The organism is Lysinibacillus sp. NPDC097231, from assembly GCF_044761885.1.
Classification (GTDB): Bacteria; Bacillota; Bacilli; order Bacillales_A; family Planococcaceae; genus Lysinibacillus.
Map to the genome: position 1 here is coordinate 1 of NZ_JBIWDH010000024.1, position 17,828 is coordinate 17,828.

Below are 17,828 nucleotides of genomic sequence, written 5' to 3' on the forward strand. Positions count from 1 at the left end.
CTTGCGTTATTCATCTTAATTGAACCGCCGTATACGGATCCGTACGTACGGTGGTGAGAGAGGTCGGGGGTTAGTCACCCCCTCCTACTCGATTGTGAACGATGTGTTGAGGATAGTATAGAGAAATATGGTGAGAGTTATTGGAATAGAATTTTCCAAACTCAAGGAATCTATGTATGTAGTAAACATGAAACGCCTTTAAGATATGCTTTATTAAATACTATTAATAATCCTATAAATAAATTTTTATTACCAAATGAATATGTAGCAGAAGAAATTAAATTAACTGATGGGTCTTTTCAGAAACTTTTAAGTATATCTGAGAACGTTGAATACTTTTTTGAAAATGAAGTAGGCTATATTAATAGTAAAGAACTTTATAATAAATATTTTGAGTGTATTAAGATAGCAGGAATATCTACTCCATTATCAAGTTTAAAAAAGAATTTAGGTGGGATATTGATTTCTAAGTTTGGAGAAGAGGCCTTAGATCTTTTAAACTCTAATCCACTAAAAAATGATTGGCTTTCGTACTTAAGCATAGAGAGGATAAAACATATTCATCCAATTAGACATGTCTTATTAATGGTTGCGCTTTCGAATTCTGTACAAGAATTTTTGACTAATGAATTCGGCTATAAACCTTTCGGAAACGGACCATGGGCATGTATGAATATACTTTCGGATCATTATACAATGGAAACTATTAAAGATATAAACTTAGTATTTAATAAATATAAAGGGGAATTTCAAGGGGAATTTAAGTGTAATTGTGGATTCACATATATATTAAATATCGGAGAAAATTCCCCACTTAATATTGAAAACTTTCATTTTAGAATTAAAGAGAAAGGGGATGTGTGGAATAGAGAGTTTAGTAAATTGGTTAGTAGAGGTGTACCTATTTCGGAGATTGCTACAATAACGAAACAAGCAAAAGGAACAGTTAGAAAAATAATAAAATTTGGACACGATTCCTTTGAACAAGAAAAGGCACGGAAGCGAAAACTTATTATAAAAAATGAGGACATACAAAAAAATATTAATCGAAGGGAATGGATTAAACTAAGGCGTAAATTCCCTAATTTATTACGTACTGAATTAATTGCGGCAAATAAATCTCTATATACAAAATTAAGAAGTAAAGATGCGGTATGGTTAGATGAAAATTTGCCTCTTTCTAAGAGAGGAAGAAGTAAATTAAGTAAAGAAGCATATTTTGAGAAGGACTTAGCATATTTAGAGAAAGCAAAATATGTGATAAATAAATGGTCTGAGTATGAAAAACAAGCTGATAAATTAATAAAAATAACAAAGATACCTATTTTGGTGAGGATCGGTTTAGATTCCAGGTATGTAAATAAATACAAAATGACTTTTAGTTTTATAAAATCAGTTTTAGAATCACATGGAGATTATCAAATAAGAATTATCAAAAATTGCATTGCCACTCATTTTGATGATACTGAATTAAAAAGATATAAAATACTTTCGCTAAGTGGATTAAGGAAACTAGAGCCACAAGCTAAGAAATATTTAGATGATATTATTAAAGAACATAATACTCCAAAATAATTACTCAATAAAAATGAAGTTAAGGAATTAATACAGTAGTATTAAATAGTATACAACTTTTTTGTAACATTTGTTTGAAATTTATAAACAATTCAAGTGTTAAAAGTATACATCTTTTTTGTTACATAATAAAAGTATTTTAATTATGAATGCATGATTTGGGGCTTAAAAGTATACATCTTTTTTGTTATTTAACATGTTTTGTGTGTACACAACTTAATTGTACCCTACACAACTCAATTGTACCCTGTACAACTTAATTATACCCTGTACAACTCAATTGTACCCTAGTATATTTAAGTTAGTAGCTAAATTTATGTAGGGCTGGTATATAAAATAAAATTAGTTGATTTTAGGCTTAAAAAGCTAGTGCCTGCCTCTATTGTATAAAGGAAGGCACTTTTAAATTATGGCTGTTTTTTAAAATTGTTACTGTTCAATCATAATGGCAGAGTTAATCTACAAATGTTTGTAGATTGACTCTTTTTTGTTTTGATGTTTCATAAGTCGATTATACGAATATTGATTCCTGTGATTTTCCATTCAAATCTTAACAAGAATGCTTGTTGTATTAAACTGCCCTTTTAGCGCCAGAAAAATGCTGATTACAATCTTAGGAAATATACACGATTTAAACGTTAAGCCATAACCGTGTAAATATTGGTGTATCAAGTGTTTACGCTTCATGTATAAAAAACTGTATAAATAATGTTCATAAGAAAAGCCGCGAAACGTTGTTTTAACAACATTGATGGCTTCTAAATGTGCGACAAAACTTGCGTTTGGGAACGCTTTTTAGTTTATTGATGTATACATTATAAATCCTTGTTGCACTAAAGTACCACGTTAGTTAATTAATAATATATTTTTCACTAAATAATAGTAACAAAAAAATTATGCAACGCGTGCAACAACACAACCGACCATAATGAACCTGTCTTTTTATAGACAAAACCGAAAAGTAAACCTAATGCAAAAACATATATATGGGTCCCAGCTATAAAGAAATCATAGAATCCAGCATTGTAAATCCAAATTGGGTAGCGAATGACCAAAAATAGTAAAGCAGTTACAATATTTGCTTTCCAAAAAGCCATTTTTTTATTGATTTCTTGTAAAATTAATCCCCTGAAAACAATTTCTTCAGCTAGCCCTGCCATAAGAAAACCATTAAGGTAATCATCAAGGGATAATGAAAATTGAAATGATTGCTGATTAATAATATATGTTTCAAATGCAAAATATAAGCCAACTAACAGTGAAAGAACTACTCCCCAAAATAAACCTCTTTTAACATTAACGTTCACTCTTAAGTAGTCAAATGGGTTAGTATGTAAATAATATTTTATGTATAACCAAGTTGGAACAATCCATACAAACCCCTTAACCAACGCCTCTAATAATGGGTAGATTATTTCACCGAACGAATAAATGTAGTCAATTAACCATAATTCTTTAATTGTCCATGCCAAATAAAATATGAGTAGAAACCCTATCATTGCTTTTACATCATTATTTTTCACTTCACTTTCAACACTTAATTGTGATTCCATTTCTACCTCCATTAATGTAGTTATTTCTATTTTCGAATATTTACCAAGATTGCATTTGGGAACGTTATTTAGGTTTATTATGTATATCTTATAAATCACTTGTGTATTTTTCCGGTAATAGCTGAAACCTAAACTTAGGCATCTCGTTTACGGTAAGATACAATAGCTACTGTAATAAAGATCAGTGTCCATAACATAGAAACACCTGTCCCTTGCATTGGTGTAAGGACATTTATTTCGTCAGAGGAAGGCGGCATATACATATAATATCCTGCCGTATCCGGAAAATAATTTTTAATACCGGGTAAAAAATTTCTCAATAATGGACTGACAATGAAATAATGACCAAGCAGTACCACTAAAGCAGGAGTGGTTCGTCTGAGTACAACACCTATAGCTGCACTGAGAAGGGTGGTTAATGTTAGATAGCCGGTTGCACCTACTAAAGTTTTTATCATAGCATCTATTTCAATCACTAATGCTGTGTCTCTCATCATAATAAAAGCATATAGTACACCTGATGCAGCAATAATAAACGCCATAGGAATGGTTACAATTGCCAAAGCTAAATGCTTCGTGGATAGTTGAAACTCTCGCCAAGGGATCGTAGTTAAAGTAGTTCGAATCTGTCCACCCGTATACTCTGAACAAGTAGCTAAGATACCTAGAATAATGAACCCTGCTTGAAGATAGCCCATAGAAGCAAGTCCTATTTTCAGTATACTTTGCGTTCCTGCTGCCCCTTGTAGACCAGCAGAAGTAAAAGCTGCTGCTAAAACTAAATTTAGAATGAATGTCCCCATAAGAGTGAGCCATACCAATGGTAATGTAACTAATTTTTCCAGTTCAGCACCAAGGATTAGAGTTATCTTTCTACTAGAAGAGACACTCATGATGTAACGTCCCTCCTATGGAATACAATGGCTGCGACAATGAAAAGAACAGCTACCCAAGCAAACATGATTAAACCACCTGTGAATGGGGTGTGAAAACTGTCGCTCGTAAACATAAACATATCAAAGCCAGCCTTATCTGGTAAGTAAAACGCTAATTTTGTAACCTTAGTAAGGAGGTAAGAGACTGTCACAACAGATGAATTTATCATAAGCACAGTAAGCGGGATAATGCCATTCTTAGTTAGAACCGTAATCCCAAATGCTAAAAGAGCAGTAAATATCCAGTAACAAACCGCGCCGATCAGTCTAGATGCTTCAAATGCAGGGGCGTATTCACCAAGAATAAGATTTGTAGCTGACACAGTTGTTAGAATAGCAACAATGGAAAGCAGTATGCTGATCACTGTCACTGCACTTGCTTTTGCCAGCAAAAAGTGGAAACGGGATGAAACAACGGTTAAACTCGTTGTAATCTGATTCCCTCCACCAGATTCACTACCCTCTGTCAAATACTCACTGCTGACAGCAAGCACACCAAGAATAATGATACCTTGCACGCCAAGACCTAAACCAATATAGCCAACTTCCGATAGTCGTGTGCTAACTCCAGCTATAATCTCCTCTTTTTGTGCTGTACTGTCCAAGGCAGCAATGACCGCTGGGGCAAATGCTCCAATAAGAAAGGCAAGCCAAATACCCGGCAGGGAGAACAATTTAGATAGTTCCGCGTTAAATGCTCTCATACAACATCACCTGCATTTTCAGATGTCAGGGCAAAAAAGGCTTCCTCCAGCGTGGAATGGTTCCCTATTACTTCTTCCAATGTTCCATCTGCAACGACTTTTCCATGATTAATAATCACCACATCATCAACAGTCTCTGTCAGCTCTCCCATGAGATGACTGGATAGTAACACCGTTTTTCCAGACGCAGCACGTTCGCGTAAAAATGTCCGAATCCAACGAATTCCTTCCGGGTCGAGCCCGTTTACAGGTTCATCTAAAACCAATATTTTTGGATCCCCAAGTAGTGCTGCTGCCATTCCAAGTCTTCTCCCCATGCCAAGGGAATAATTGCCGACCCTTTTCCCAGCTGCATTACTAAGACCTACTATTTCCAGAACTTCCTCGACACGTGAGCGAGGTAATCCTGCGGCACGAGCAATCCAACGCAAGTGTGCCCGTCCTGTTCGCATACGATGCGCTCCAAATCCATCAAGTGCAGCACCTACTGTTGCTAGAGGATTCTGTAATTCTGCGAATGGCACTCCATCAATGAGTGCACTTCCTGAGGTGGCACGATCTAATCCAAGCAGGATGCGAAGTGTTGAACTTTTCCCTGCCCCATTTGGACCCAAAAAACCAGTTACTCTACCTGGTCTAGCTTTAAAACTGATACCTAATAAGATTTCTTGAGTTCCGCGATGTTTGACTAAGTTATTAATTGTAAGCAACCATAACACTTCCTTTCTGTTATGGTTCTAATTATAAAAAAGCAAAGTTACATCTCGGTTATCTTGTTGTTTACTTCTGGGTTAACTTTAGGTTAAGCTCTACCAATAGCTACTCTTGTACCATTTTCATTTGATGTAAAGTCAGCTTTCAGCTTCATTTTTTTCAACATATAATTTGAAGCCGATAAACCAATCTCCGCCCCACCCTCATAGGAAGAGTTATCCATACCTGGACCTCTGTCTGCAACAATGATCTGTTCTTTTTCTACATCAACCACAATGTTTGTATATTTTCCCTCTGCTGCATGGCGAAGAATATTCTGAAATAAATTATCCAGAACTCGTGTCATCCATTTAGGATCTGCTTCCCAATAAAAAGTCTTCTCTGTCGGTAAATCAACATCTAACTGAATTTCTTTTTCTTCAAATGCAGGATACCACTCAGCGACAGATGCTCTTACTAATCGTACAATATCTGTTGGAGTGGGATGAAAAGGATGTTTCCCTGATGTAAGCAATGTATAGGAAAGTAAATCATCCATTAGATCTCCGACTCTTGTAATCGTATGGTTCATCTCTGCTAATGAGTCTTGCCCTTCAAAACTCATTGATTCTTTATTTAATCTGGTGATACGTCCTCTCAAAATGGTAAGTGGCGTTCGTAAGTCGTGAGATAAATTCGCGATGAGTCGATGGCGTAATAATTCCTCTTCATATTCTCGCCTTCTACTGTCTTCAAGCTGCTGAATCATCCAATTAAAAGAACTTCCTAACTGGTCTATTTCATCCATACGATCCGTTTGAACAGATATTGGTTTAGGAAATGAATTATTATTAGCTGAAAATGACATGACTTCCTGTAAGCGGGTGAGACGTTTACGAAGTCTCAAGAAGAACAGCCAAGATATTACAACAAATGCGACAATAATAAAACCAAACAAAAGTACGGTAAAGTAAAACAGATTTAACATATTCATTTCTTTTTCATTGCTAACAGGAACGAACGAAGTGAAGAAAATAAGCACAAGAAGAGGAAAAAAGATAAATAGAAAATGCACTTTTAGAAAACGACGAAATAATGATCTATTCTGTTTCATAGTTTCACCCGATAGCCTATTCCCTTCAACGTTTCAATAATTCCTGGGGAATCTGGATGACGTTCCAACTTTTGACGCAATCGATGGATATGCACAATTATTGTTTTATCACCAGTAATATAAGCTTCTTGCCAAATGGCTTCGTAGATTCGTTCTTTGGGTAAAACCTGATTAGGATGGCGTAAGAAGTACATTAATATTTGATGTTGTTTCCCTGTTAATATAATTTCTTCACCTGTGCGTTTGTCGTATACCATTTGAACTTCTGGATCTACTTCAATATCATTTCCTAATGAAATGCGCTCGGAATGTGTTCCACCACTTCGACGGATTAATACTTCTAATCTTGCAACTAATTCATCCGTATGGAAGGGTTTCGTTAAATAGTCATCAGCAAATTTTAAACCATCTACTTTATCTTCTATCGATGTTCGAGCAGATAACAGCAATATAGGAACGGCAGGAGCTACCTTCTTTAATCGTTTTCCCACAGTAAATCCGTCTAACCCGGGTAGCATGATATCCAAAATAACTAATTCATGCTGATTTACTTCTCTTTCGGCTCCTTCACCTGAAAGCAGCCATTGAACTGAAAACCCTCGCTGTTCCAATTCTTCTTTTACCCAACTGCCTATTTTCTCATTATCTTCAATATATAATACGCTTCTTTTCAAGTAACATCCCTCTCTCTAAATTTCAAATTTATCTTGCATCATTTACAGTAACAATTGGATGCTTTTGTGTGCGCAAGGTATCACGTAGTGTAGGAAAATTGACTTCAAGCCATTCTCTGTCATTTTTATATAAGTAAGTGAATGTTTTTTAAACTCCGTTTGAAATTGCTTTCTATTTTTTTCTGAAAATTAATCTTGTATTCTTCATAATTTTTATCATTTTTAAAAAGTAATGAATCTGTATTTATAATCCAAGTTAATGTTTCCATGTTCAACTTATTTCTTTCTGTATCCCCCAACCTTTTTTTTCTCCCAATAGCCATTTTAGCATCATTAATTTCTTGTAACTTCATATCTAAAATTTCTACACTTTTCTTCATTCTAAGCCTAAAATCAGTCATAAATAATAATTACCCTTTGCTTAATATTTTATTTGGGAATAAAGTGTATTCCCACCACTATTCTACCGAAAGTATGTAAGATGGTAAAAAAAGTGAAGAAAAATAATTAATAGTTCTATACAAAATATAAGTATGTTCATTATAAGTAGACTCTAGCTAAACAAGTTTGAATGTAGTAATGCTAAGGTTTATGATGTTTACTTTAAGTTGTTCAATTGTTACTTAGAATAGAGTTTGATTATGGATGTTTTATCAAGGTTTGTTGTAGCTTTTGATTAAAGTTCGATAAAAGATAAGTTGCAAACGCTGATTTTATACAGAAAGAAACCAACTGTTTTGATTATCGCACAGGCAAAAAAAGATTTTGAAAATGGTAAGTGTGGTGGTCATAAAAATCCTTCCTATATGACACTTAAGAACAGCTTTGTATCTGTAGTCTCACCTGACCGTAAAGGCTCGATAGCACAAATGTTAAGGCAATTACCATTCATGCAGCGTGGTAAGGTTAGCTATTTAGAGATAAAGGATGCGAATTGGAATATTACAACTACTTATTCCTCCACTAATGGTTGGCATTCGATTGGTACAAAAGAAGAATTTCGTCGTGAAAGTGAATTTGATGCTATTTATATAGAAACGTGGCGCGCATTAAAAGCAGAAGCACAGCAGCAAGTAAAACCAACATCAAGTTCGATTGATACATTTATTTAAGTTATACAAACATATACAAAATAACGTTCTCAAATCAAAGTTTGGGCGCACATGAAAAAGCCACGAATGTAGTTAAATCAACGTTTTGTGGCTTTTTGTATGAACATTAATTATACGGCGTTTTAAGATTGAAAATTTATAAAAAAGTTTGATGAAAAGATCTATTTTGTAGAGTATTTATTTGTTTAACAATCGGGCCATATTATTGAATAACTTGTATTTAAATTATTTAGTTATTTATGTTATAAATAGATAAATATACAAGAAAAGTAGTTGAACAATTTCACTAAATTTCTTAGTGTATACGAAGGATGAGGTTTATAATGAAATATTTTACTAAAGAATGGTTCGAGTTGAGTCAAAAAACAAGTTTCCACCTTAATTTAGTGGAAGATCAAAAGGCTGAATTATTTTCAGAAGAATACTTTCAGCAGCTTTACAATAGCGAATTAATGGTTTGGCTTACTTTACGAGAAGAAATGTATACAATTGATTTTAATAAAGAAGAGGCAACAGAAGAATTTCATAACGCCTTCAACGTAAATCAGATGATTTTAAAAAGGCAATTACCACAAATGATTTTAGAACAGATAGCTGATTTAAGAGTTTTCGCTTTATATACAGCATCCCGTAAGGTCATAAATGCTGTAACTAAATTTTGTGAGGAAAATGAAAGGTCAGTAAATGCCATTCGTGAGAATTACAGAAGCTATTATAAAGAAGCCTCCACTTCATTTGATAAAGAAATTGTAGAGGATTTTCGATTCCATGATTGTAAGGTAATAAATTTAATTCAAAATGACACAAATTTAACATTAACCTTAGATAATTCAGGTGGTTTTACAGATGTAGATGAAGTAACCTTTGCAAATTTTCATCTAATAAAACAAGATGGTTTATTAGAAAATACATGGTGGTTGTATGAGGAAGTGTATAAAGTTAATAATCAATACGAATTTCATGCATTATTAGAAAATGGAGAGAACGAGTTAATTGACTTTATTATTTCAGCTGAACGAGTTTCCTTTACACGTAAGGACTTTTAGTCGAACAAAGTTCTTCAACAAACGGGCGCTATTCTTTAATGATAAATGAATCTTTCTTTATGAAATGGCCTCTTAATTTAAGAACCGAAAGGGTTTTTCTTGTTTATTTTAAAGAGGTTTTTTTTTATCGTTGCAATATTGAAATACTAAATGAAGGATTGGAAGTGTTATTTTGACAGAACAACTAATAAAAAGGCAATTAAAAAATAAATATGGTAATTTTTCTCCCATTCGTTTAACTGGAGGTTATACAAATACAACTTATTTATTAGATGGGACACATCCTTTATTAGTTGTTAAAGTGGCTAATACTTTTAGCCAGGATATTTATAATGAAATAAATTGTTTGAAATTAATTCAAGAAACAGGAATAGCACCAAAATTTTATGAACTTTTGGAAACCAATGATAATCAAATAACAGTAATGGAATACCGAGAAGGGAGAAATGGTCAAGCAATTTTTGATGATAAAGGTGTTGAAAAAATAAAAGAGTTATATAAAAGTTTAGGTAAATCTCTTGCTAAAAACATACATTCCAAAAAATATAATTTTAGCTCAAATGGAATAAAAGAATGTGACTTACACGCTATAAAAATGAGTTTAGATTTTGTTCCTGAAGAACTAAAAAGAAAATCTAAAGTGATATTACAAAAAATCAATGATTCTAAAATGGATTGGGTTTTAACGCATGGTGATTATGGAATGCACAATGTATTATACACCGAAGATAACGTCCTTACTGTTTTAGATTGGGAGTGGTCTGAATGGGCGAACCCTTTAAATGATGTAGGTTGGGTATGCTGGTTTACCAAACTTCACTATCCCAAACAAGCGGATTCATTAAACAGCGTTTTTATTGAACAATATAAAACCAATAACCCTATTTTTTTATCTTCTGAAACATTAAAGGGTTATTGTGTTTATAAAGTATGGAAAATCCTACATAAGATTAAAAATGCGCCATTAGAAGTGCAACAGGAGTGGATAAGACGTTTGGAATGGACAATAGAAACTGATATTTTTGATTTTATCAACTAATTCAACAATCGGGCGCGATTCTGTAATAAGGATCAGCGCTCGTTTTATTAAAGGGGTCATATCGGGTAATAAAACCATTTTTGTTATATTATTAATCCAATATTTTGAGTTTTTTTCCTCCATTAACTTAGCTAATCAGTGGAATAGACAGTAAAATTTCGAGAACACTAAAATGAGGTGTTTTCATATGAAAAAAATTCTTATTTTAATGATTGCTATCTCTCTTTTTGCTGTTTTACCGAAGGCGATAGCTACGACAAATGACTATGATGAAATTGCCAAGTCTGATAAAGTTGGCGTTACTCTTTATGCAAAAAAGCTAAATGGATTATATACAGATTTTAAAATTGATTATCAAGGTAGTATCCTTTCAAAACCTTATTGGATAAACACAACAAATCCTACTTGGTCTCCTGAAATTATCTATGAGGATATCAGTCAAGATGGAAAGAAAGTGCTAGTTATAATTTTGACTAAAGGAATTGGTACTGGTGTTTTAGAACGTGAAGTTCATGTTTTTCAAACCCAACAGCGCAAATCAAATAAAACACAGAGTCTGGTACCAGTTGAAGTCCCTGTTGATGAACCATTAGCGATATTATTAAAAAATGTAAAGACCGAGTTAACACCAAACAAAGCAAGTGTTAGTATTGGTGACAAAAAATATATAATTGATGTTAAACCTTTGGGTATCCAACCTGGAGATTTATTTGACGAGATATACTTTGGTAATCTTATCAACTTTGAAATAAAAGACAATCAACTTATTGCAAAGCTCGGAGGACAAATCTCTCTAGCTGGAGGATATATAGGGGATATTCAAATCACATATAAATTCAAAGACAAAATGTATCAAGTGAAATCCATTGAATTTATACCTTATGAAGAATAAAGAACGATATTCCACAATCAGGCATGAAAAATGATCTTTCAACAATCGGGCGCGATTATTGAACAACATAGCTGGAAAATGATCAAACTTTTTTATAAAAATCTCATACCTATCTAAAAAGAGTAACTCCATTTTGATCAATCTTTTTTCAAAATGGAGTTTTTGAAGTTGCTATTAGATAAGGATTGAGGGATATTTTTTAATCAATCTTTATTCCAAAGCTACATGAATATGTTGTTAACAGATAATAAAGTTGTTTAAAAAATAATAAAGTCGTTTAAAATATAAAATAGTTGTTTAAATATTTGTGTAATTCACATCCGTTTGCTTATAATTAAAATAAGCGAACGAATGTTTTTATTTTAAGGAGTGGATTCTATGATTGCGGCTCTAGAAAAATTAGAGTTTTCTAAGTTGGACTCTCGATTAGTTCATTTATCTCAAGTGTGCAGAAATAATAAAGTTGTTTAATTTACAATAAAGTTATTTGAAAAATAATAATTTTATCGGTGAGTGTATACAAACCATGTAATGCTTGCTGTTAATAATGCTGACGAAATCAAAGCTGTAAGAACACTATATGTTTGCCAAATAAGTATCGTTGACCAATCGAAAGCACAGCACAGTATACCCAGGGCAATCGTAGCGATCAGGAAAATAACTGTTACGATTATTCTCTTTTTTGTCATTGGCTGCCGCTCATTCGTTTTCCTTCTACGTAATCCTAAGAGAAATAGCAGAACGGCCAATAGGCAAAGAATAATTGTGATAGACGACAAAATGATATCCAAAAGCTGTGTGCCGCTTATTTCATATGACTGAGTTAGATTGCCGTCTAATATATCTTTAACTTTTAGTACCAGGTTTATATTGGTATTTGCGCCGTTGCTCAGCAAGCAGACGGCTGTTCGTTCATTTAGCAGTATGGCTACTTCGGTTCTGAAATTTGGATTACCCCCAGTGTGTTCTATAATCGTTTGGTCGGCGTTTACCGACCAGCCTGCCGCATAATACATATCGTTGACAGCCGAAACAGACATATCACCTCTATGTGATTTTTCGATAACCGTGTGAAATATTTCGGGTATGTCCTGCACGATACCCATCTGTATGCCCATCCAACGCGCCATATCTTTTGTATTAGAAATGATGTAGCCTGCGGGTTTATTCCCAGCATAATCCGGAGCTTTAAATGGAGTTGTCATAAAAAAGGAAGAACGGTAGCCCTGTGCCAACTGTCCAGTGGCTTGAGCATCTTCTTTATAAACATACGTCTGGTGAAGACCTAACGGCTGAAATACCTGTTCCCTCATAAAGTCTTCATAGCTTTGTCGCGACACAATCTCAATAACCAAACCCAATACGTCATAATTAACGGTACCATAGTTATACTGTTCACCGGGAGGGAACGCCAATTCAGCATCTACGAGCATTTCCACAGTCTTTTGCAACATATCCGGTGTATTGCCTTGTGGAATATTTTGAGTATGCCTAATATTTGTTAGACCACTGGTATGGTGAAGAAAGTTATTTAGTGTAAGGCTTTGCATATCAACAGGTTTCCCTTGATACTTTAACGTAAACCAAGGTAAATATTTTTGGACAGGGTCAGTCATTGAGAGCAGCCCTTGCTCTTCTAACAGCATAATACCCATACCGGTAAAAGCTTTACTGACCGAGGCTAACTCATAGAGTGTATTTTCACTTGCAGACAACCCCTTTTCACGGTCTGCATACCCTGAAGAAAAGTAGAACACTTCATCATCAGCAAGTATTGAGATCGACATTCCCGGCACACCTGATATACGACAGGCATCATCTAGCAACGCTTGTATTGCCGCAGATTTCGAATCTGACAACGCATAACTTTGTGTTGCGTATCCTGAGAATAATATAAATATCGTTAATACAAAAACAATAATCTTTTTCATAAACTCTCCTTTTTGAAAAATTATAAGAGAATACTATAAATAACCTACTTTTACAACTACTAAACTAAACTTTAATTTATCTTTCTATTCACCTATATAATGAATGTAGAATAGAGTCATGGACACAACCTGGTTAAGTAAGTATTATTATAACCAAGAGAGGACGTATCTTTTTTATGAGTCAAAAACGATACAATAAAGAATTTAAACAAACCGTAGTGGAGCTTTACACTCCGGTACACGGTCAGTCAATTGTCTAGCAAATATGGTGTTTCTGAAGTAACCATTTATAAATGGATTAAATTACATTCTCCAATCGAAGGTACAGAAGAATTAACCGCAGCGGAAGTTTCTTCGATCCAAAAATAAAATCTTCTTTTAAAGCAGGAAATCGAAATCCTAAAAAAGGCTATGACCATATTCGCGAAAAAGTAACCGAACAAGAACTCATTGACCATATTGAAAGCGAACATTATCCTATTCAATTAATGTGTGGCGTTTTAAATGTACCCAAAAGTACGTATTACCAGTCTTTCCACAAGAAACCTAGCGTGTACGAAGTTGAAAACAAAAAAATTACGGATCGTATTTGTGCCATTCACAAAGAAAGTGATGGACGATACAGCAAAAAAATATAATTAATATTGTCACGTAATTCGTAAGAGATTAGTTACAAATGTAGGATTTGAAATAAAATCGTAGGGTTTATAAAAAGTTGAACCGTTTTAAATTTATCAAGGCCTAAATGATAAAAGGTGAAACATATTAGTCATATATAATATGTTTCACCCTTTTACTTCTTGCCCAGTAATCGTGCCCGATTATGGAAGGTCCTATACATGTCTTATTCAATTAATCTATCGTTAGTTCGAAAAGATTCATTTCATCCCTTTAAATTCCAATAATTTTTTTCGAAAAAATTAATTATCTCATCTTTATAGTTAAATTTATCATTGAGCTTTTGTAATAACTCAATATCATGAGTATGAGTTTTTCCTGCCTCAAGCATTTCTCGATATAAGTCAATATAAGGAAGTTTATTATTAATAGCGTTGTTTAATTCCTTTTCTACATCATAGGAAATTTTTTTAAATCTCACCTCAGTAATCCCCATCTCATCAATTTCAAGAATTGCATACTGCGCACGTAGGTCAGAATGTAACTTGCCCCATTTGTAAAAGGGCTGCCCTATAGTTCCTGGGTTAATAATCAATTGATCATTACTACTATAGCGTAACAATTGGTGATGGGTATGAGCATAAATCGCAATATCGTAATCATGCTCAAATAACTGATCAAAATTTTCCTGATTACTAGTGGGCCATAAATCCCCTCCATAATTTTTATTTTGTAAATTATGGCTAATACTGATAGATAGATTATTAACCTGTCTTGTTAGGTGTAATGGTAAATTCTTAATACGATTAATATAGCTTTTATCCAAATTTTCACACTGATACTGAACTAACCTAGAAATATAGATATCAGAAGCATTTTCAAAGTCAATCTCTTTATTTAGTACGTCAAGGAAGCAGTCTTCCCAATTTCCTTTAACATAAGTAGAAACCTTAATCCTATCTAATAGTTCAAATAAATCATTTGTCCCAGGCCCAGGCATGATTAAATCCCCTAAAAACCAATATTCAGTGACATCTTCTTTGATCGAATCTTCGATAACTGCTTTTAAAGCACTTGTATTCCCATGGACATCTGCTAGTAAAGCAATCTTATGTTTCATGTCTGTCATTTGCCCCCTTATAAAATTTACAATATAATCCATAATAGAATGTATATTCTTATTTTATCATATATGGAATTTATTTAACCTATTACCATAGTTTGAGTGATAACCTTTACAATCTCTTTTAATCTATTACATAGAAAGCTTATTTTTCACAACGCTTTTTCCTTAATATAGACGCACTGTAATCAATTCCAAAATCAATGTCTATATCTTCGTTTCGAAGTCTAGCAGTAATTGTCCTCAAAATTTCCCCGTTACTTATAAAAGCTTTTGTTATAATCAGTTCCGATGTTTGATCTGAAATTCCTTTGGAAACATTATGTTCATCTGCGTGTTACCGATAAACCCGCTAATCATCATCAATTTAAGCCCCACATTATTGTTATTTAAGAAAGTGCTTTTTGTGTCACAGAGCGTAAGATTCTTTTTTGGTATAATTTAAAATAATTGTTATTTTCAATTTAGTGAATTAGACAAGGAAATCTTTAAAAGAGTGAACCTTCTTTTACAAAAAGTTTTATAAAGAAAAAATACAATTGTAATACTTGCATAAACGTAAATAAGAGTTAGTTACTATCTTAATTATTGTTAAGAAAATAATAATCAGTAAGGAATGATGAGTATGTTAATGGAAGCAAATTATTATGATATTCTACGAAAATTCGAAGTTTTTTCTTTTCTAGAAGGGAAAGAATTAGAGAAATTTGAGAAGAATTTATTCCAGCGTACATATAAAAAGAACCAAATCTTATTTACAGAAGGTGATCCTCGAGAAAGAATTTACTTATTAATAGATGGTTTCGTAAAATTAGAAAAGACGAATATAGAAGCAGAAACGACTTACACGGATTATATAAAGCCTAATGAATTATTTCCTTATAGAGGAATGTTTCATCATGATTTTTATGATTTTTCCGCGTGTGCAATAACGGATATCGTTGTTCATTATATACCTACTAAAATCTTTGAATCATTTGTAAAAAAAAATAACGATCAATTGTATTTTATTATTAATCAGCTTTCAGAAATCTTAGGTCAACATGAAAAAAGATTACAAATTTCTTTATCAAACTATGTAAAAGATAAAGTAGAGTTAGGAATTGCATACTTAATGGAATATTTTGGGGAGGATGATGGTCATGATATTAAAGTAGACTTACCTATGACTATTAAGGAGTTATCACTAATGCTTGGTGTCTCAAGAGAGTCGGTCTCTGCGTGTTATGGCGACTTAAAAAGAGAAAATTTACTCTCGGAAAAAGCTAAACGAATAATCATACATAATCCAGAGTATTTTCATAAGAAGCTAACCTAAAATCTTAATATGAATATAGCCTTTAGAAACCCATTGAAAGTGTATTCTTTCAATGGGTTTTTTTGATAATGGTGAAAAGTGAGGAAAATTCCACACTACCCTAGTGGAACTTTCTAACTAAGCATAAGTGAATTTTTTAACATAGGTATGTAGGTAAATTTTACATGTTAGCTATCTGTTCCTTAACGAAAGCGTTTCCATAATAATGGTACGCTATAAGTGTAGTAAGTAGCTACAAGAAAATTTTACTGGAGGTTATTCATTATGAAGAATGTACTAAATGTCACATCAGAAATTGGAAAACTGCAGACGGTCTTACTACATCGACCTGGAAAAGAAGTTGAAAACTTAACACCAGAGTATTTACAAAGATTACTTTTTGATGATATTCCATTTTTACCAATCATTCAAAAGGAACACGATTTTTTTGCACAAACGTTAAGAGATAATGATGTAGAAGTTTTGTACTTAACGACGTTAGTAGCTGAAGCGTTACATACAGACGAGTTAAAAAAACAATTTGTTATAGATATGTTAAACGAATCGAAAATCTCGGTGGACGACTCTCACAATGTCATTGCTGAATACTTATTATCATTTGAAACAGAAGAAATGGTCAAAAAAATTATGGCGGGCGTTCGTAAAAATGAAATCGAAAAACTAAAAAAGAAACATTTATATGAAATGCTTGATAATCATTATCCATTTTATATGGATCCTATGCCTAACTTATACTTTACGAGAGACCCTGCAGCTACAATCGGTAATGGTTTAACAATCAATAGAATGAGAGAAGTAGCTAGACAGCGAGAATCACTGTTTATGGAATATATTGTTAAATATCATCCGCGCTTTGCTGAAAAGGACATTCCAATTTGGTTTAACAGAGATTTTGATTTTCCGATGGAAGGTGGCGACGAGCTAGTACTTTCTAAAGATACCATTGCTATCGGAATCAGTGCACGTACTGCAGCGAAAGCCATTGAACGTTTTGCATTAAATGTATTTAATTCTCGAAGTGATATTAAAAGAGTTATTGCTGTAGAGATTCCGAAAATTAGAGCATTTATGCATTTAGATACAGTATTTACAATGATTGATTATGACAAATTTACAATTCATCCTGCTATACAAGATTCTGATGGAAAAATGAATATTTATATTCTTGAAAAAGGGTCTGATAACGAGACGTTAAATATTACGCACAAAACCAATCTATTAGAAACATTAAAAGAAGTGTTAGAGCGTAAAGAAATCCTATTAATTCCATGTGGTGGTGGTGATGAAATTGCTGGACCTCGTGAGCAATGGAATGATGGATCAAACACGTTAGCAATAGCTCCGGGGAAAGTTATTACGTATGACCGTAACTATATTTCGAACCAGTTATTAAGAGACAACGGGATTGAGGTCATTGAGGTATTAAGTTCAGAGTTATCGAGAGGGCGAGGCGGCCCACGTTGTATGAGCATGCCTTTAATCAGAAAAGATTTAGACTAAA

16 protein-coding genes are annotated in these 17,828 nt (G+C 33.3%); 7 read left to right on the top strand and 9 right to left on the bottom strand.

Going from position 1 to position 17,828, the window contains the following annotated elements; translation table 11 throughout:
- The first annotated feature begins 315 nt into the window (after positions 1–315).
- On the top strand, positions 316–1,575 hold the full coding sequence (locus tag ACIQXF_RS14670) for a TnsD family Tn7-like transposition protein (protein WP_402784066.1): 1,260 nt from the start codon (positions 316–318) through the stop codon (positions 1,573–1,575).
- A gap of 872 nt (positions 1,576–2,447) precedes the next feature.
- Here the strand turns inward: ACIQXF_RS14670 and ACIQXF_RS14675 are convergent.
- From ACIQXF_RS14675 to ACIQXF_RS14705, 7 genes are all read right to left on the bottom strand, one after another.
- Positions 2,448–3,128 (bottom strand): CPBP family intramembrane glutamic endopeptidase, encoded by a 681-nt coding sequence (locus ACIQXF_RS14675; RefSeq protein ID WP_402783940.1) that lies wholly within the window; start codon positions 3,126–3,128, stop codon positions 2,448–2,450.
- A 134-nt stretch (positions 3,129–3,262) separates the two neighbouring features.
- Positions 3,263–4,021, bottom strand: a complete 759-nt coding sequence (locus tag ACIQXF_RS14680) for an ABC transporter permease (RefSeq protein WP_402783942.1) — start codon at positions 4,019–4,021, stop codon at positions 3,263–3,265.
- Positions 4,018–4,767, bottom strand: coding sequence for an ABC transporter permease (locus ACIQXF_RS14685; RefSeq protein ID WP_402783944.1), 750 nt, complete (start codon positions 4,765–4,767; stop codon positions 4,018–4,020). Before ACIQXF_RS14685 ends, ACIQXF_RS14680 begins: the two co-directional genes overlap by 4 nt.
- On the bottom strand, positions 4,764–5,477 hold the full coding sequence (locus ACIQXF_RS14690) for an ABC transporter ATP-binding protein (RefSeq protein ID WP_402783946.1): 714 nt from the start codon (positions 5,475–5,477) through the stop codon (positions 4,764–4,766). Before ACIQXF_RS14690 ends, ACIQXF_RS14685 begins: the two co-directional genes overlap by 4 nt.
- Positions 5,478–5,569: 92 nt before the next feature.
- Positions 5,570–6,574: a sensor histidine kinase gene (locus ACIQXF_RS14695; RefSeq protein ID WP_402783948.1), complete on the bottom strand. Its 1,005-nt coding sequence runs from the start codon at positions 6,572–6,574 to the stop codon at positions 5,570–5,572.
- On the bottom strand, positions 6,571–7,248 hold the full coding sequence (locus ACIQXF_RS14700; protein WP_402783950.1) for a response regulator transcription factor: 678 nt from the start codon (positions 7,246–7,248) through the stop codon (positions 6,571–6,573). Before ACIQXF_RS14700 ends, ACIQXF_RS14695 begins: the two co-directional genes overlap by 4 nt.
- 125 nt (positions 7,249–7,373) lie before the next feature.
- A complete protein-coding gene (locus ACIQXF_RS14705) occupies positions 7,374–7,628 on the bottom strand; it encodes a hypothetical protein (RefSeq protein WP_402783952.1) in 255 nt (84 codons plus the stop codon).
- Positions 7,629–7,946: 318 nt separating this feature from the next.
- Between ACIQXF_RS14705 and ACIQXF_RS14710 the strand changes: the two genes are divergently transcribed.
- The 4 genes from ACIQXF_RS14710 (at position 7,947) to ACIQXF_RS14725 (ending at position 11,337) form a co-directional block, all read left to right on the top strand.
- Positions 7,947–8,360, top strand: a complete 414-nt coding sequence (locus ACIQXF_RS14710) for a hypothetical protein (protein ID WP_402783954.1) — start codon at positions 7,947–7,949, stop codon at positions 8,358–8,360.
- Between the two features lie 323 nt (positions 8,361–8,683).
- Positions 8,684–9,406, top strand: coding sequence for a DUF4085 family protein (locus ACIQXF_RS14715; protein ID WP_402783956.1), 723 nt, complete (start codon positions 8,684–8,686; stop codon positions 9,404–9,406).
- 172 nt (positions 9,407–9,578) lie between these two features.
- A complete protein-coding gene (locus tag ACIQXF_RS14720; RefSeq protein ID WP_402783958.1) occupies positions 9,579–10,445 on the top strand; it encodes a phosphotransferase family protein in 867 nt (288 codons plus the stop codon).
- A gap of 187 nt (positions 10,446–10,632) precedes the next feature.
- A complete protein-coding gene (locus ACIQXF_RS14725) occupies positions 10,633–11,337 on the top strand; it encodes a hypothetical protein (protein WP_402783960.1) in 705 nt (234 codons plus the stop codon).
- A gap of 503 nt (positions 11,338–11,840) precedes the next feature.
- Here ACIQXF_RS14725 and ACIQXF_RS14730 read toward each other — a convergent pair.
- The gene (locus ACIQXF_RS14730) at positions 11,841–13,268 is read right to left on the bottom strand and encodes a serine hydrolase domain-containing protein (RefSeq protein ID WP_402783962.1); all 1,428 of its coding nucleotides are present in this window, start codon (positions 13,266–13,268) and stop codon (positions 11,841–11,843) included.
- A gap of 883 nt (positions 13,269–14,151) precedes the next feature.
- Positions 14,152–15,006, bottom strand: a complete 855-nt coding sequence (locus ACIQXF_RS14735) for a metallophosphoesterase family protein (protein ID WP_402783964.1) — start codon at positions 15,004–15,006, stop codon at positions 14,152–14,154.
- Between the two features lie 628 nt (positions 15,007–15,634).
- Between ACIQXF_RS14735 and ACIQXF_RS14740 the strand changes: the two genes are divergently transcribed.
- Together ACIQXF_RS14740 and arcA are read left to right on the top strand one after the other, a co-directional pair.
- Positions 15,635–16,327 carry a Crp/Fnr family transcriptional regulator gene (locus ACIQXF_RS14740; RefSeq protein WP_402783966.1) on the top strand — a complete coding sequence of 231 codons (693 nt, stop codon included), beginning with the start codon at positions 15,635–15,637 and terminating at the stop codon, positions 16,325–16,327.
- A gap of 264 nt (positions 16,328–16,591) precedes the next feature.
- Entirely contained in the window at positions 16,592–17,827 is a 1,236-nt protein-coding gene (gene arcA / locus ACIQXF_RS14745) for an arginine deiminase (protein WP_402783968.1), read from the top strand.
- Position 17,828: the final 1 nt, after the last annotated feature.

Excerpts from the sequence above, each read along its gene's own strand:
- ACIQXF_RS14675 (WP_402783940.1), bottom strand. The coding sequence starts at position 3,128 with ATGGAATCACAATTAAGTGTTGAAAGTGAAGTGAAAAATAATGATGTA.
- ACIQXF_RS14680 (WP_402783942.1), bottom strand. The coding sequence starts at position 4,021 with ATGAGTGTCTCTTCTAGTAGAAAGATAACTCTAATCCTTGGTGCTGAA.
- ACIQXF_RS14685 (WP_402783944.1), bottom strand. The coding sequence starts at position 4,767 with ATGAGAGCATTTAACGCGGAACTATCTAAATTGTTCTCCCTGCCGGGT.
- ACIQXF_RS14695 (WP_402783948.1), bottom strand. The coding sequence starts at position 6,574 with ATGAAACAGAATAGATCATTATTTCGTCGTTTTCTAAAAGTGCATTTT.
- ACIQXF_RS14705 (WP_402783952.1), bottom strand. The coding sequence starts at position 7,628 with ATGAAGAAAAGTGTAGAAATTTTAGATATGAAGTTACAAGAAATTAAT.
- ACIQXF_RS14715 (WP_402783956.1), top strand. The coding sequence starts at position 8,684 with ATGAAATATTTTACTAAAGAATGGTTCGAGTTGAGTCAAAAAACAAGT.
- ACIQXF_RS14725 (WP_402783960.1), top strand. The coding sequence starts at position 10,633 with ATGAAAAAAATTCTTATTTTAATGATTGCTATCTCTCTTTTTGCTGTT.
- ACIQXF_RS14730 (WP_402783962.1), bottom strand. The coding sequence starts at position 13,268 with ATGAAAAAGATTATTGTTTTTGTATTAACGATATTTATATTATTCTCA.
- ACIQXF_RS14735 (WP_402783964.1), bottom strand. The coding sequence starts at position 15,006 with ATGAAACATAAGATTGCTTTACTAGCAGATGTCCATGGGAATACAAGT.
- ACIQXF_RS14740 (WP_402783966.1), top strand. The coding sequence starts at position 15,635 with ATGTTAATGGAAGCAAATTATTATGATATTCTACGAAAATTCGAAGTT.
- arcA (WP_402783968.1), top strand. The coding sequence starts at position 16,592 with ATGAAGAATGTACTAAATGTCACATCAGAAATTGGAAAACTGCAGACG.